This window comes from Tsuneonella dongtanensis (assembly GCF_001698205.1).
GTDB classification, from domain to species: Bacteria; Pseudomonadota; Alphaproteobacteria; order Sphingomonadales; family Sphingomonadaceae; genus Tsuneonella; species Tsuneonella dongtanensis.
In genome coordinates, this window is sequence record NZ_CP016591.1 from 876,325 (window position 1) to 892,725 (window position 16,401).

Consider the following 16,401-nt stretch of genomic DNA (forward strand, 5'->3'; position numbering starts at 1 on the left):
ATCGATGGTGAGGCAGAAGGCGGAGGTACGCGAAGCGATCGAGGGCGACGGGCCCCATCCCGATGGCCGGCGCGAACGCAGCCGCTCGAGCCGGCGCCGGATCATCGAGGCGATGATGGACCTTGTCGCGGGCGGCGATATCGACCCCAGTGCCGCGAAAGTGGCGGAAAAGGCCGGCGTCGGCCTGCGCACCGTGTTTCGCCATTTCGACGACAAGGAGTCGATCTATCGCGAAATCGACGAGTTGCTCTGGACTGCCTACGGTCCCGCATCCGAGGCGCCGTTCCGGTCCAGTGACTGGCAGGAGCAACTGTTCGAGCTGATCGAAAGGCGCGCGCAGGTGTACGAGGAGATCGCACCCTTCCGCATCGCCAGCAGCTTGCAGCGTTACGGCTCGCCGATGCTGATGGAGCGTTACCGTTTCCTCCTCGGGAGGGAGCGCGACACGCTATACGGCATCCTTCCCGGCTCGGTCCTGCGTGACGAGGCGCGGGCGCGGGCAATCCTCCTGGCTGTCAGTTTCGACAGCTGGCGATTGTTCCGACTGGACGAAGAGCTCTCCCCCGAGAAGACGATCGAGGTGCTGAAGCAGCTGCTGCGTGACGTCCTCGAGCAGGTGTCCGACTGAAGTTCGCCGCGACCTGCCACACACGGGTTTGGCGACATCCGACATCGCTGGTAGAGGGCGGTCGTGATGGCCCCCGGGATGCGCGGGCCGAAGGAGAGAAAAATGCGCCAGGTCAATCACTTCATCGTCGGCGACCCCGATGGCCGAGGTGTTCGCAAACACAGTATCTGGAATCCCTCGACCGGAGAGGTCCAGGCCGAGGTCGCGCTGGGCGATGCCGCGCTCCTCGACCGGGCGGTGGCGGCGGCCAAGGCCGTCCAACCCGAATGGGCGATGACCAACCCGCAGAAGCGCGCGCGGATCATGTTCGCATTCAAGCAGCTCGTCGAGTCCAACAAGGACGACCTCGCCCATCTGCTCGCGAGCGAGCACGGGAAGGTGATCGACGACGCCCACGGTGACATCCAGCGCGGGCTCGAGGTGATCGAGTATGCCTGCGGCATCCCGCAGGTCCTGAAGGGCGAGTACACGCTCGGCGCAGGGCCGGGGATCGACGTCTATTCCGCACGTCAGCCATTGGGCATCGGGGCGGGCATCACCCCGTTCAACTTCCCGGCGATGATCCCGATGTGGATGTTCGGCATGGCGATCGCGGCGGGCAACGCCTTCGTCCTCAAGCCCAGCGAGCGCGACCCGAGTGTGCCGGTGCGGCTAGCCGAGCTGTTCCTCGAGGCGGGCGCGCCCGAGGGGCTGCTGCAGGTGGTCCACGGGGACAAGGAAATGGTCGACGCGATCCTCGACCATCCGGACATCGCGGCGGTGAGCTTCGTCGGGTCGTCCGACATCGCGCATTACGTCTACAAGCGCGGCGTCGCGGCGGGCAAGCGCGTGCAGGCGATGGGCGGGGCCAAGAACCACGGCATCGTCATGCCCGACGCCGATCTCGACCAGGTCGTCGGCGACCTTGCGGGCGCCGCGTTCGGCTCGGCGGGCGAGCGCTGCATGGCGCTGCCCGTGGTCGTGCCGGTCGGCGAGGACACGGCGGATCGCCTTCGCGAGAAGCTGATCCCGGCGATCAACGCGCTGCGCATCGGCGTCAGCACCGACAAGGACGCGCACTACGGCCCCGTCGTCACCCCGGAGCACAAGGCGCGGGTCGAGGTGTGGATCGACACGGCGGAGAAGGAAGGCGCGGAGGTCGTGATCGACGGGCGCGGCTTCAGCCTGCAGGGTCACGAGAAGGGCTTTTTCATCGGACCCACGCTGCTCGACCGCGTCACCCCCGACATGGAAAGCTACAAGGAAGAAATCTTCGGTCCGGTCCTGCAGATCGTCCGCGCGAAGGACTTCGAGGAGGCCGTGCGCCTGCCTTCGGAGCACCAGTACGGCAACGGCGTCGCGATCTTCACCCGCAACGGCCACGCGGCGCGCGAGTTTGCCAGCCGCGTCAACGTCGGCATGGTCGGGATCAACGTGCCGATCCCGGTGCCGGTGGCCTATCACTCGTTCGGCGGGTGGAAGCGCAGCGCGTTCGGAGACACCAACCAATACGGCACCGAGGGCCTTAAGTTCTGGACCAAGGTGAAGACCGTCACGCAGCGCTGGCCCGACGGCGGCGGCGACGGTTCGAACGCCTTCGTTATTCCTACGATGGGATGACGGGCGCCCCGAGGAGGAAATCGCCTAGCCAGACCGCAGCACGGTCGCAGTCGAGCGTGTCATCCAACGAAGCCAGCGAGGCGTCGGCGCTCGCTTCGTCGATCCCGTTGCCACGCCGCCGCTCGACGAGTGCGGCCGCGAAGTCGCGGGTGAATTCGGGATGAGGCTGGAGCGACAGCGAAGGGTGGCCGGAATAGGCCAGCATTCCGAACGGCGTGAAGGCGTTGCCCGCGATGGTCGTGGCCCCCGGCGGAGCGGTCATGACCTGGTCGCGGTGCGACAGCGGCAAGGTGAACCGGGTGGCGCCCTGCAGCGCGGGATGGGGCACTGCCACCTCGTAGGTCTGCGCGCCGAGGCCCCAGCCCTTTTCCGACTGTGCAACCTTGCCGCCGAACGCTTCGGCCATGACCTGATGCCCGAAGCACACGCCGAGTAATCGTGCCTCGCCAGCGGCATCCCGCAGGAACTGCTTAAGCGCCACGATCCAGGGATCGGTTGCATAGGCGTCGGCAGCCGAGCCCGTCACGAGGTAGGCCGGGCAATCGTCGACCGACAACGGCAGAGTGCCCGAGCGGACGTCGTATTCCACATAGTCGAATGCCCGGTGCCCCAGGAAAGCGCGGAACATGTCGGGATAGCTGCCGTGCGCCGCGGCAAGCTCGGCAGGGCTGTCCCCGGCCTTGAGGATGCCCAGTTTCATCGACCGCCTACCGGCTAGGCCGCGACGGCTTCGAACAGCAGGTTGGGCACTTCGATGAACTGGCGCATCATCGCGTGCTGCGAAACCCACTCGTCGAATTCGGCACGCCTGATCCTGCCGTCACCGTCGGTGTCGGCCTGGGCGACCGCGCGCGCGGCGTCCTCCTCGATCTCGTTGTAGTGCCTCACGGCCTCGAGCGTGACGGCCATCCCGGTGTCCGACGCGTCGAAATAGGGATCGAACAGGTTCTCGATCATGTGGATCCCGCGCAGGCCCACGGTGCGCAGCATGTCGTGCGTCTCTTCCGGGTTGAGCGCCTCGTCGCGGTCGACATCGAACACGTCAAAGGCGAGCCGCTTGCGCACGGCGCTGCTGCCGGGACAGAAAAGCGAAAGCCCCATGAGCGCCTCGGCCGTGGTGATCGAGTGGTCGTAATCCATGTCGATCACGTCGTAGAGGCGCTGCGCGACCTTCTCGAGGTTCCCGTTACCGTCGAACAGTACGCTGGCCAGCATCTGGAAGCCCTTCTTGCCGAGCTGAGCCGTAAGCGGGTTGCCGTCGGGACCGTCGCGAAATAGCCGCGGCTCGTTCGCGCGCAAGTCGTCGAACGCCGCCATCAGCTTCTCCGGGCTTATCGGGCGAAGGCCCATGTCCCGCGCGAGCCGGCGTACCGCCTGCAGGCTGACCTTGAGGTCGCCGGAGGAGAAACTGTGGCAGCGCACGATCTCGTTGAGGCGCGGCACCGCGACGACCGCGGGAACCGAGTGTTTCGCGCTGCGCGGCGGCCAGCCCTCTTCCGGATCCTTGAGGATCACCCCTTCGACCTGCCGGGTGAGGTCGGCGACCAGCGGTAGCGCTCGCAGCGCTTCGAACGCGGGTTGCTTCGCGGTCAGGCGCATGTGGCGATAGAGGACGGTGTAGGGCAGCTCGTCGGCGCCCGCCCGGTCGTAGATGTCGAGCAGCGACGCCTCGCTGTTCTCGTCGATGCCCGCCTCGCGCTGCAGCCGGGCGAGACATTCCCGGGGAACGGCATCGACGTCGAGACCTTCGTCGAGCCGGCACAGCGCGCCGAGGATCGCGAAATAGTCCGGGCGGGGCGGCTGGGTGAACGACCACAGCGGCCGCATCCCGTCGGTGAGGTAGAATACCTCGCCCGCCTTGTGCGGACGGCTCATGATCGGGTTGCGATGCGGGAAGCGACCGAACACCAGCACCGCTTCCGCGTGCTCGATGATCGACTTGATGAAGTACCAGCTGACGTACTGGCTGGTCTTCCGGAGTTCCTTCGGGGATGCTTCCACCAGTTCCGCGCTCCAGCGCGTCCATTTCGCGACCGAGAGTTCCTGCAACCCCCGCCGTTCGGGATGCGAGAGCGCGACGTAGACCCACATGCGCTCGATCTCGTTGTATTCGGTCAGGTCCCAGCCCTGTTCGCAGATGTGCTGGAGGATGGGCCCCGTGATCGCGTCGTTGGCATAGGCGACGGGAGTGCCGCGATAGACACAGCGGCCGAACTGGTCGAGCACGAGTGCCTTGGCGAGTATGCCTTTGGGGGTCTCCCATTCGGGACCGGCGAAGAACTCGTCGATCCCTTCGAGGTGGATCTGCTCGCACCACTCGCGCTGGGCTTCGCGGAAGGCCGCGTCTTCGGCGCCGCGGGCGAATACCCCGACGCGCCACTTGAGCATCCCGTTGCGCCAGTTGTCCTCGGTCGCATGTTCGATGCTGCGCATCGGTCCGAGCCAGAAATCGAACACCCCTTCGGGCGAGCGCTCCCGTATCGCCATAGCCATCCCCCTCGATGCCGGAGGCCGGTGTGGTGCGCCCGATCTGGCCTTCCGAGTCGCAAGCCTACTGCGCGCTGCGCCTCGCGCCAAACGGTTTCATGATCGGCTCAGGGCCGGGTGAACTCGGCCCGCATCGCAATCGCGCCGTCGCATCGGACCGCCTCGACCGCGTTGTCGTCGTCGTCACGCAGGTAGATCGTCTGGCCCAGAAAGAGGGGCGACATGGCCTTGAACGCAAACGTCGCCAGCGGTCCGCCGCGCATGGCGCGGGCCGCCAGCCGGGCTGCAGTGAAGGGGCCGTGCACGACGAGTGCGGGATACCCCTCGACCTCGCGGGCATAGGGCGCGTCGTAATGGATGCGATGGCCGTTGAAGGTGGCAGCCGAGAAGCGGAACAGGTTCACTTCGTCGGGCGTCCACGGTTCCCCCTCGGGTGGGTTGGCCAGCGGTTCCGGCATCGGTGTCGGCGCACCGTCTTCGCGATAGACGTAGCTCTGCCGTTCGCGCACGCGCACTTCGCCGTCCTGCCGGATCGTGCGATGCACTTCTACGAACACCAGGTCGCCGCTCCGTCCGCGTTTGTGGCTGACATCGGCGACGCGGGATTCCATCGTCGCCTCGCGGCCGAGGACGAGCGGGGCCATGAACTCCATGGCGCTGGCCGCGAACATGCGGCGCGCCAACGGTACATCCGGCAGGAAGGTGCCTCGCCGCGGATGGCCGTCGAGGCCGATCGTTCGATCATCGGGTTCGGGCAGGAAGAAGGCCCAGTGGGCCAGCGCGGGCGGGCGATCCTCGACCCGCGCGTCCGCACCGATCGCGAGGGCAAAGCGGCGTAGCGGCTCTGCGCCCAGAACCTCGCGGCGTTCTTCCAGGTTGCCGATCGCCGCGCGCCAAGTCGCGATTTCGGAAGGCGTGAACTCCATCACAGCGGATTAATCACGACGAGTGCCGCGCCGCTTCGAGGAGGCTGGTCGGAAAGGCTTGCCGAGCGGTTGAAAAGCATTTGATTTCGACACCTTCTGTGGCCATCGCTATACCTTCAAAGCACGTTGACAGTGATGCACCCGGCCCATATCACGGTTACCGACTGCGGCGTCGGGGCGCACTAATAATAATCCGCAGTCGGATCCAAAACCTGGGGGTCTCCATGGATTCTGCTCCACTGCGCTTTCGCGCGGGTACTATCGGCGTAGCCTTTTCGGCACTTATCGTTTTCGCTTCTCCGTCTGTGGCCCAGACCACGGGGCCGACGCGCGAGGAACTCGAGCTTCCTCCGCCCCAGACGACGGGGCCGACGGGCGGCGTGCGCATCGATCGCGATGCCAACTTCCGGCAGAACTGCCCGTTCGACAACAGCGAACTGACGACTGCGCTGCAGGGTGTCACCTGGACCGATGTGGCGGGCGGTGAAGTCGCCCCGCAGATCCTCCGCTCCCTGTCGACCGTAACCGTGCCGCAGGGCACGCAGCCGCTGTCCGTCGTTTGCGACATTCGCGATGCCGCGAACGCCGCGCTGCGGCGGGACGGCTGGATCGCGACCGTCCAGATTCCCCAGCAGGAACTGACCGACCGCCTGCAGCTCCAGGTGGTATCGGCGCGCATTTCGGAACTGCGGATCACGGGTGACCCCGGTCCGTATCGTGACCAGATCGCGCGGCAGATGGCGCCGCTGCAGCAGCTCAGCCCGCTTAATGAACGCGATGCCGAGCGGATCCTGCTGAATGCGAACGACATTCCCGGCCTCAGCATGCGCCTGTCGCTCGCCCCTGCGGGTGGCGAGCCGGGTGAGGTCATCGGCAACCTGGCCGTCGAGTACACCCCGTACGCGGTGTTCCTGAACGCGCGGAATTACAATTCCAAGCGCATCGGCCGCGAGACGCTGTTCGGCCGGTTCGAGTACTATGGCCTGACCGGCCTGGCCGACCTGACTTACATCGGCGCCCAGACCACGCTCGATTTCGAAGAGCAGCAGATCGTCCAGGCGGGGCACGAGTTCGGCGTCGGCCCGGACAACGTCCGCATCGGCGCGAGCGTGACCTATGCCTGGTCGAACCCGACGATCGCCAACCTGGACCTTTCGACCAAGACCCTGATCGCGAACCTGGAAGCCAGTTACCCGCTGGTGCGCTCGGTGAACCTGTTCGCCGATGCCTCGATCGGGTTCGACTATGTCGACCAGAAGACCGACGTCGTGAATTTCCCGCTCAGCAAGGATGCGCTGCGTACGCTCTATGTCCGCGGCAACCTATTCGGCCAGAGGCGCCGGCTCGATGGGTCGGTATTTCTGTCCTACAGCGCCTATCTCGAGGCGCGCCGCGGGCTCGACATCTTCGGGGCGACCGAGTTCGGTGCTTTCGGCCTGGCCGAGACCGACGGAATCTCCGCGTCGCGCCCGTTCGGCGATTCGCGTGCCTTCGTCGTCCGCGGCGGGGTCGACGTCACCGCTTCGCTCGCCCAGTTCTTCGGCGTGCGGGCGCGGGGCGAGGGGCAGTGGACCGACAAGCCGCTGCTCAACTACGACGAGTTCTCGATCGGCAACCTGACCATCGGGCGCGGTTACGATCCGGGTGCCAACAGCGGCGACCGCGCGATCGGTGGCGCGTTCGAGGTCACGGCCGACCCTGTGCAGCGGCCGGGCCTGCGCGCGCAGCTGTTCGGGTTCTACGATGTCGTGAAGATCGAGAACCTCGATCTGGGCACGCCCGAGCGCAGCCGCACGCTGGAATCGGTGGGTGGCGGCCTGCGGCTGTTCTTCGGCGAGGGCCTGCGCGCAGAGGTCGCCTACGCCAAGCCGCTCGACCGGGCGCTGTTCAACGACACCGAAAAGCCGCCCGAGCGCGTGCTGTTTTCGATCACGACCAAGTTCCCTGCCCTGTTCCAGTAAGTTTCCATCCGGTCCCCATCGCAGGGGGACCAAGGAGAAGACGAGATGACCGCCAAGCACCGCACCCTTCGCCTGAAGATGCTCGCGACGACAGCCACGGCAGCATTGCTTGCCATTCCGAGCGTCGCGCATGCGCAGCTCGTCAGTTCGATGGATTTGAGCACCGCGGTCGACAGCGGCGGCAATGGCGGGCAGATCGCGATCGACGATTCCAATCCGACGGTAACCGACATCAGCGTGCTCGCCCCGGTAGTCGTCGCCCAATGGACGCGGTTCAATGTTCCAGTGGCGACGACGGTCAACGTGACCAACGGATCGGGCGCGCCGGTAGCCTCGCTGCTCAACCGCGTGATCGGCGGCAGCCTTTCGCAAATCGAAGGAACGATCAACACGACCGATGTCAATTTCTGGCTGATCAACCAGGATGGCATCCTTTTCGGCGACAGCGCCGTTGTTTCCGCTTCCAGCCCGAGCATGAACAAGGTCGGCCTGTTCTTCTCGACGCTCGACGTGTCGGATGCTGATTTCTTCGATTTCTATAACGGCACCGACAATGCTGGAAACGGCGCTGCGACGATCAGTTTCTCTGGTGCAACTTCATCATTTCTGGTGGCCTCTGCGGGGGTTGGGACGCAACCGAGCTTCGTCACTGACGGCACGCTGATGTTCGTCGGCCCACGGCTCGACCTGACGGCGAACTTCGATTCCAAGACCGGCAAGACGTCCTTCGTGGCGGCGACCGACGTAAGCGTTGCTTTCAATGCCGGCAGCCCGGTGTCCTACACGATCAATGCCGGCACGACCGTTGCCGATCAGTTGGTCGACGGTTCGGTAAAGGGCAGTTCGGCGGACTTCGTGTTCGTGTCGGCGGCAGGCGTCATGAACGCGATGCTCACGGTCGACGCAGACGTGGCGACCACCGCGGCGGCCACCGATCGCGGCATCTACCTCTACACCGCGGGTGCGACGTCCCCGTCGGTAACGGTCGGCGGTGCGCTTTCGTCGACCGGCGGCATCGAGGCCGACGTCAGCGGCGACCTGACGATCAGCCAGGATGCGAGCGGCAGCTATGTAAACCTGCAGGCAGTCGATATCGCGACGCAAGGGCTGGCCGCTACCGCGGGCGACCTGTCGCTCGAAGGCCTCAGCATTGCCACGGGCGATCTCGACGCGAGCGGCAACGTCCTTGCGGTGGCCGATCCGTCGGTCGCGCTCGGGGCTGTCACCGCGGGCAATGACGTGACGATCCAATCGGTTGGTGCGGTTTCGACCGGCGCGATCGATGCCGGCCGCCGCTTGCGCATCGGCAACATCGCCATACCGACGAGCGTGACGATCTCCGGCAACGTCAGCGCAGCCGATGTCAACATCAGAACGACGGGCCTGCTCGACGCACAGGACATTGACGCAGACGATATCGATGCATCGACGGGCAATGTCGCGTTGCAGGCCGGATCGATCGACGCGGGCAACGTCACCGCGACGGACAGCATCTCCTTCAGCGCCGCCAATGTCGGCTCGGCGAACTTCGCCAGCCTCATCTCGACCGGCGGGTCGGTCATCACCTCGGGTGGCGCAGTCCCGGGTACCATCACCGTTACCGGTGAGACGCGCGGTACCAGTGTTACCTTGGTTTCAGTTAACGCGCTCGACGTGGGGGCGGTCAATTCGACCGCAGGCTTCGTCGATCTCGTTTCTCTCAATTCCACGGTAGACGCGGGCGCAGTCAGCGCTACCGGCAGCGCTGCCCGGCTTCAGGCGGACGATGCGGTCACAGCGACGTCCATCTCTGCGACAGGGGGAATCGATGTCGACAGCATCGCTGGCGGCAACCTGTCGCTTGGCGACCTGAATGCGGGCACGACCATCGCGCTCGACACGGTCGGATCGGTGAACTTCGGCGCGGCGACCGCAGGAGGCGCGTTCGCGATCGGCGGTTCGGTCGACCCGAGCAGCATCACAGCGGGCGGCAACGTCTCGGCGGGCAGCGTGGACTTCGATTCCACCGGTGCGCTCAACGCACTGGCGATCACCGCTAACGCGGGCGATATCGACATCGACACGGCCTCGGTCAGTGCCGGTGCGCTTCGCGCCACCGACGACATTTTCGTCGATGCGGCAGGTGCGGTAAGCCTTGCCTCGGCGCGCGCCGACAGCGACTCCAGTGGCGCGGGCAATCTCGTCATCGGTGCCTTGACGGCACCTTCGACGCTGACGGTGACGGGCGCCTCGCAAGGCGTCGCGGTCGATCTGCAGGCCTCTGGTAACGTGCAGCTCGGCGCGGTCACCTCGACCGCGGGCGATGTCGACATCGACAGCACGACCGGCTCGGTCACCACCGCGAGCCTGCGTTCGACGGGCGGCTCCACGTTCGTGACTGCGCGGGGCGCGGTGACGACCTCCGGCATCAACGCGGACCAGGCGATCGACGTCGACAGCACGATGGGCGGCGCACTGGATCTCGGATCGCTGCGCGCCGGAACGACCATCGCCCTCGACACGGCGGGTTCGGTCAAGGCGAGCCTGGTCACCGCCGGCGGAGCGCTCACCATCGGCACGCCGATGGCCAAGGTCGCTTCGGTCGAACTGACGAGCAACGCCACGGCGGGCAGCGTCGACATCCAGACGTCGGGTGCGCTCGTCGCCGACATCATCAAGGCGACTGCCGGCGACATCACCGTGATGGCCCAGACGATCGACACCGGCTCGCTGGCCTCCGAAGCTGGCAACGTTTCGCTGATGGCGACGGGCACGATCGACACGACTTCCATCCGCGCGACCGGAGGGTCGATCGACGTCGACAGCACGATGGGCGGTGCGCTCGATCTCGGCAACCTGGCGGCGACCGACGCCGTTGCGCTCGACACCTCGGGCAGTGTGACCACGGGCACGATCAGTGCGGGCGGCGCCCTGACCGTGGGCACCCCGATGGCCAAGGTCGCTTCGGCAACCTTCAACGGCGACGTCCAGGCCGCGAGCATCAACGTGCAGACAGCGGGCGCATTGAGCGGCCAGCTCATCCGCTCGTCGATGGGCGATGTCACGCTCATGGCCGCATCGATCGACGCGACGACCGTGACCGCGACCGGCGGCAACGCCAGCCTGATGGCGACCGGCGACATCACGACCGTCTCGATCCGGTCGACGACCGGCTTCGTCGACGTAGACAGTACTATGGGCGGTGCGCTCGATCTGGGTGACGTGTCGGCGGCGACCACGGTGGCGCTCGATACGAGCGGAACCGTCCGGACCGGCCTGATCGCGGCCGGCGGCGCATTGACGGTCGGTTCGCTATTCAACAGGGTCGCTTCGGCCGAATTCACCGGCAACATCAGCGGTGCGTCGGTGCGGGTTGATTCCACGGGCGCCCTCACCGCGCAGAACGTCGGTTCGACGGTTGGCGACGTCGTTCTGAATGGCGAGCCCATCGACGCCGGCGAAGTAACCTCGGCGGCGAATCTGTTCTTCGCGACCACCACGAGCAACGGAACGGCCGCGTTCGACAGCCTGACGGCGACCGGACTGGTTTCGGTCAGTGGCGTCGTCCCGCGCACCATTACCGTCAGCGGATCCACGACCGGGGGATCGGTCACGCTGTTCGCCTTCGACGAGATTTCCCTAGGCAACGTCACATCGACGAACGGAGGGGTGACGCTCGACACATCATTGTTTGGTACGGCTGCCGGCACGATCAGCGCGGCCAACATCCGTACGACGAACGAAAATGCGCGCCTCATCGCACCCGGTTCGATCACGACCCAGTCGATCACGACGACAAACGGAGCGATCGACGTCGACAGCACGATGGGCGGCGCGCTCGACCTCGGCAATCTCGACGCGACGGGCAACATCAACCTCGATACGACCGGTACGCTTGAGGCGGGCACGATCGACACGGACGCGTCACTACTCGTCGGCACCGTGCGCACGCCGACTTCTGTGCTCTTCACCGGCAACGCCACAGCCAACGCCATGACCATCATGAGCGTGGGCGAGATCACGACGCAGAACCTCACCAGCAACGACGCGCTCCTGGTCGAGACCACGAATGCGGACCTGACGACCGGTGTCGTCACGGTACGCAACCTCGGCGCCACGCTGACGCTCAACGCCAACGGCGCGACGAGCAGCGTTTCGAGCACCGGTCTCGTCACCAACGGCGGCGACATCACGGTCACCGCCGGGCAGGACATCTCGACCGGCAACATCGCGACTTCGCTGATGGGCACACCGACGGCGGGCAACGTCTCGCTCGATGCGGGCAACGACGTGACCACGGGCTTCGCCTCGGTGGGCGGCGACATGACGGTCGCTGCGGTGGGCGACGTGTCGCTTGGTGGCGGTGCCATCGTGGGCGACCTGTTCGTCGGCGATGCCATGAACAAGGTCGCTTCGGTGACGCTGACCGCCGACCTTTCGGTGAACGATCTCGACATCCAGACGAGCGGGGCATTCCTCGCAGAGGATGCGATGATGAACCCGACCGACATCACCGCGACCGGCTCGGTCAACGTGATGGCCGACACGATCGACGTCGGCGCGATCACCGCCGATACGATGGCGCTGATGAGCGCCGGGTTCATCATGACCGGCAATCTCACGAGCAACGCAGCGCTCTCGGTCGAGACGATCAATGCCGACCTGACGACCGGCGCGGTCCGCGTGCTCAACCCGAATGCGACGCTCACACTGACTGCGGGCGGCGCGACGAGCAGTGCGACAAGCGCGGGCCTGATGACCAATGGTGGCGACATCACGGTCAGCGCCGGTCAGAATATCTCGACAGGCAACATCGCAACGTCGCTGATGGGCACTCCGACGAGCGGCAATGTCACGCTCGATGCGACCAATGGCAACGTCACGACCGGTTTCGCCTCGGTCGGCGGCAACATGACCGTTGATGCGGCCGGTGCCGTCCTGATGAACGGCGCGTCAATCGCCGGGGCCCTTGCGATCGGAGACCCGATGGACAAGGTTGGTTCGGTCACCTTCACCGCCGACACGACTGCGGGCAGCGTCGACGTGCAGACGAGCGGCGCACTCGTGGCGAAAACCGGCGGTGGCTCGCCGCGGGCCATCACGTCGACGGCCGGCGACGTCAACGTCATGGCGGCGTCGATCAACACGGGAGCGATCAGCGCGACCGGCGGCGACGCGACCCTCATGGCGACCGGAGCGGTGACGACGACCTCGATCACCTCGACGACCGGCGCTATCGACGTCGACAGCACCGGTGGCGGCGCGCTCGACCTCGGCACGCTCGATGCCGCGACCACGATCGCGCTCGACACGACCGGCACGGTGACTGCGGACGGCACGACGGCGGGCGGCGCCCTGACGGTCGGCGCCCTGGCGCCCGTCGCGAGCGCGACCTTCACCGGCAACGTCTCGGCGGCGAGCGTGGACATCGACGCGGTAGGCGCGGTCCTGGCGCGGTCGGGATCCTCGACGCTGCGCACCATTACCGCGACCGCGGGCGACATCGACATCGATGCCGGCTCGGTGACGGGGGGTGCGCTCGCCGCGACCGACGACGTGTTCGTCGACGCAGGCGGCGCGGTCAGCCTCGCCTCGGCGCGGGCGGACAGCGATAGCAGCGGCGCAGGCAACCTGGTGATCGGCGCGACGACGCTGCCCTCCAGCCTGACGGTGACCGGCGCCTCGCAGGGCGTGGCGGTCGACCTCCAGGCTTCGGGCGCGGTCCAGCTGGGCACGGTGACCTCGACGAACGGCGTCGTCGACATCGACAGCACGGCGGGCTCGATCACGACGACCGGCATCTCGGCAACGGGCGGCGACGCCCTGCTCACCGCGGCGCAGAACGTCACCGCGACTGGTGCGATCGCCTCGACCACTGGGTCGGTGGACGTCGATGCCGTCGGCGGAGCGATCGCGGCCACCGCCGTGACCGCGAAGACCGACGTTCTTTTGACTTCGGCCGGCGATGTCACGACGACCGGCACGGTGACCGCGACGGATGGACTGATCGACGTCGACAGCACCGGCGGCGGTGCGCTGGTGCTGGGCCAGGCGCTGACCGGCGATGGCGCGGCGCTGCAGGCGGGCACCACGATCGCGCTCGACACGACCGGCACGGTGACTGCGGGCGGCACGACGGCGGGCGGCGCCCTGACGGTCGGAAGCCTGGCGCCCGTCGCCAGCGCGACCTTCACCGGCAACGTCTCGGCGGCGAGCGTGGACATCGACGCGGTAGGCGCGGTCCTGGCGCGGTCGGGATCCTCGACGCTGCGCACCATTACCGCGACCGCGGGCGACATCGACATCGATGCCGGCTCGGTGACGGGGGGTGCGCTCGCCGCGACCGACGACGTGTTCGTCGACGCAGGCGGCGCGGTCAGCCTCGCCTCGGCGCGGGCGGACAGCGATAGCAGCGGCGCAGGCAACCTGGTGATCGGCGCGACGACGCTGCCCTCCAGCCTGACGGTGACCGGCGCCTCGCAGGGCGTGGCGGTCGACCTCCAGGCTTCGGGCGCGGTCCAGCTGGGCACGGTGACCTCGACGAACGGCGTCGTCGACATCGACAGCACGGCGGGCTCGATCACAACGGCCGGGGTCTCGGCAACGGGCGGCGACGCCCTGCTCACCGCGGCGCAGAACGTCACCGCGACCGGTGCGATCACGTCGACCGGCAAGACCGACATCGACGCGACGAATGGCGCGATCGCGGTCACGTCGGTCGCGGCCGGCGGGAATGCGGAACTGACCGCGGGGACGACCGTCGTCGCGACCGGCCCGATCAGCGGCCGGCTGGTCGATATCGACGCTGTCGGAAACGTCACGCTGACCGCCGCCAGCTCGACCGCAGGCGTGGTCGACATCGACAGCACCGGCGGATCGATTTCGACGACCGGAATTACCGCTTTCGGAGGTGACGCCCTGCTCACCGCGGCGCAGAACGTCGTCGCCACCGGTGCGATCACGTCGACCGGCAAGACCGACATCGACGCCACCAACGGCGCGATCGCGGTCACCTCGGTTGCTGCCGGGGGGAACGCCGAACTGACCGCCAAGACCACAATTACGGCGACGGGTGCGATCAGCGGCCGGCTGGTGGACATCGATGCGGGCGGTAACGTCACGCTGACCACCGCAAGCTCGACCGCGGGTGTGGTCGATATCGACAGCACCGGCGGATCGATCTCGACCACCGGGGTCACCGCGGTCGGAGGTGGCGCGCTGCTTACCGCGGCGCAGAACGTCACCGCCACCGGTGCCATCAGCGGCAGCCTCGTGGACGTCGACGCGGGCGGCAACGTCACGCTGACCACCGCAAGCTCGACCGCAGGCGTGGTCGATATCGACAGCACCGGCGGCTCGATCGCGGCAACCGGAATCACGGCGACCGGCGGGAACGCGTTGCTTACCGCTTCGAGCACGATCACGACGACCGGCACCGTCCGGTCGACCGGAGCGATCGATATCGACAGTACGCGCGGTGGAAACCTGACGATCGGCTCCGCACTCACCACGCTTGCCACCCCGGCGCTCGAAGCCGGCACAACCATCGCGATCGACACGACCGGGGCCGTCACGGCCGGCGCCATCAAGGCAGGCGGTGCCCTGACGGTCGGATCCGCATCCATACCGACGTCGGTGACTTTCACCGGCCCGGTCACAGTGAACGGCATGACCGTGCGTACCGGCGGGACCTTCACCTCGCAGGCTGCGGTCAAAGTCGAAACCTCGGCCACGGTGACCGCGCGCGACGTCGTCATCGGGGCTGCGTTCGCCGCAACCGACGTGACGCTGCGGGCCGCTTCGAGCGGGACGGTTGCGCTCGGGTCCGGCACGGCAACCTTCTCGCTCAGCGATGCCGAACTCGACCGAGTGACGGCAATCACGCTGACGGTCGATGCCGGGGCGAACGCAGTCACCGTGACGGACGTCAGCCTGACCGGTGCCGCCGGATCGTCGCGGGTGAATGTTGCGACCACCGGTGCGATCACGTTCGGTGGCGACCTGACGGCGGACGGTGCGAACCGGGTCATCCGTCTGGGCGGAAGCGCTGTCAGCGGCGATGCCTCGGCGACGGGCCTTGCAAGCCAAATCTCCGGCGACATCAAGGACGTGACGATCAACGTCGGGTCGGCCACGCTCGATCTGCGAGGGAGGGACATCGCCTTCGGTCGAAGCGGCTTCCTGACCGACGTCAACGACCGCAACAGCCAGGATCTCGCGATCCTGTTCGTCGGCAACGCAGCGTCCTCGCTCTACAACGCGACGCTGCTCAGCCCGCTCGACGGCGATCGCGCGAGCGACCCGGTGTACCTGCGGGCAGGAAAGCTGTCGGTGGCCTATGCCAATTCGGCCCTGTTCCAGAACACCGGAGCCAACGGCAACGGCGCCACGACCAACAACGGCGTAATCATCGGTTCGACCGGCGGTGGCGGCATCCTGTCGCTCGACACGACGGATCCGACCAACACCTTTGCCCTGTTCGGCCAGATCAACAACCTGACCGGGCCGGCTGCGGCGGTGGCCGGACCGTCGGTGATCATCATCGACAACTCGGTCCAGCCGCAGTTCTCGCGGGTCAACGGGTGTCTGATCAGCAGCGGTGCGGGATGCCTCAACACGGTCATCGGCGCGGTCCAGCTCTCGCTGCCACGCGAGAACGTCAACCTGCTGTCGGGCGACGGCAGCGTGCTCGTTCCCTTCGATCCGCTCGTGGGAACGAACAACGAGGGCCTGTTCTCCGATGCGGTGTCGGATGACGAGAACCTTGACTGCCCGCGCGACGAAAAGGGTGTCTGCGTCGAGCGCCAGGGAGGCAACTGAG

At 66.8% G+C, this 16,401-nt stretch carries 7 protein-coding genes; 4 read left to right on the forward strand and 3 right to left on the reverse strand.

The genetic code is table 11. The features are described from left to right. Positions 1–4: 4 nt before the first annotated feature. Both A6F68_RS04220 and A6F68_RS04225 read left to right on the forward strand, forming a co-directional pair. Entirely contained in the window at positions 5–628 is a 624-nt protein-coding gene (locus tag A6F68_RS04220; protein WP_067676730.1) for a TetR/AcrR family transcriptional regulator, read from the forward strand. Positions 629–730: 102 nt separating this feature from the next. Beyond that, positions 731–2,227 (forward strand): CoA-acylating methylmalonate-semialdehyde dehydrogenase, encoded by a 1,497-nt coding sequence (locus tag A6F68_RS04225; RefSeq protein ID WP_067682036.1) that lies wholly within the window; start codon positions 731–733, stop codon positions 2,225–2,227. Here the strand turns inward: A6F68_RS04225 and A6F68_RS04230 are convergent. The 3 genes from A6F68_RS04230 to A6F68_RS04240 all read right to left on the reverse strand — a co-directional run bounded on the left by A6F68_RS04230 (position 2,214) and on the right by A6F68_RS04240 (position 5,640). After that, positions 2,214–2,927, reverse strand: a complete 714-nt coding sequence (locus A6F68_RS04230; RefSeq protein WP_067676732.1) for a glutamine amidotransferase-related protein — start codon at positions 2,925–2,927, stop codon at positions 2,214–2,216. The two genes, A6F68_RS04225 and A6F68_RS04230, sit on opposite strands and share 14 nt — an antisense overlap. A gap of 14 nt (positions 2,928–2,941) precedes the next feature. Then, positions 2,942–4,714 (reverse strand): DUF924 family protein, encoded by a 1,773-nt coding sequence (locus A6F68_RS04235; RefSeq protein WP_067676734.1) that lies wholly within the window; start codon positions 4,712–4,714, stop codon positions 2,942–2,944. A gap of 107 nt (positions 4,715–4,821) precedes the next feature. Beyond that, complete coding sequence (locus A6F68_RS04240; RefSeq protein ID WP_067676737.1) at positions 4,822–5,640, reverse strand: HTD2 family dehydratase; 819 nt, start codon at positions 5,638–5,640, stop codon at positions 4,822–4,824. A 305-nt stretch (positions 5,641–5,945) separates the two neighbouring features. On the opposite strand from A6F68_RS04240, the gene A6F68_RS04245 reads away from it, so the two are divergent. Next, positions 5,946–7,601, forward strand: coding sequence for a ShlB/FhaC/HecB family hemolysin secretion/activation protein (locus A6F68_RS04245; RefSeq protein ID WP_067676739.1), 1,656 nt, complete (start codon positions 5,946–5,948; stop codon positions 7,599–7,601). Positions 7,602–7,646: 45 nt separating this feature from the next. Next, the gene (locus A6F68_RS04250; RefSeq protein WP_067676741.1) at positions 7,647–16,400 is read left to right on the forward strand and encodes a two-partner secretion domain-containing protein; all 8,754 of its coding nucleotides are present in this window, start codon (positions 7,647–7,649) and stop codon (positions 16,398–16,400) included. The last annotated feature ends 1 nt before the right edge of the window (position 16,401 follow it).

Coding starts and splice junctions, on each gene's coding strand:
- A6F68_RS04240 (WP_067676737.1), bottom strand. CDS start 5,640: ATGGAGTTCACGCCTTCCGAAATCGCGACTTGGCGCGCGGCGATCGGC.
- A6F68_RS04250 (WP_067676741.1), top strand. CDS start 7,647: ATGACCGCCAAGCACCGCACCCTTCGCCTGAAGATGCTCGCGACGACA.
- A6F68_RS04225 (WP_067682036.1), top strand. CDS start 731: ATGCGCCAGGTCAATCACTTCATCGTCGGCGACCCCGATGGCCGAGGT.
- A6F68_RS04220 (WP_067676730.1), top strand. CDS start 5: ATGGTGAGGCAGAAGGCGGAGGTACGCGAAGCGATCGAGGGCGACGGG.
- A6F68_RS04230 (WP_067676732.1), bottom strand. CDS start 2,927: ATGAAACTGGGCATCCTCAAGGCCGGGGACAGCCCTGCCGAGCTTGCC.
- A6F68_RS04235 (WP_067676734.1), bottom strand. CDS start 4,714: ATGGCGATACGGGAGCGCTCGCCCGAAGGGGTGTTCGATTTCTGGCTC.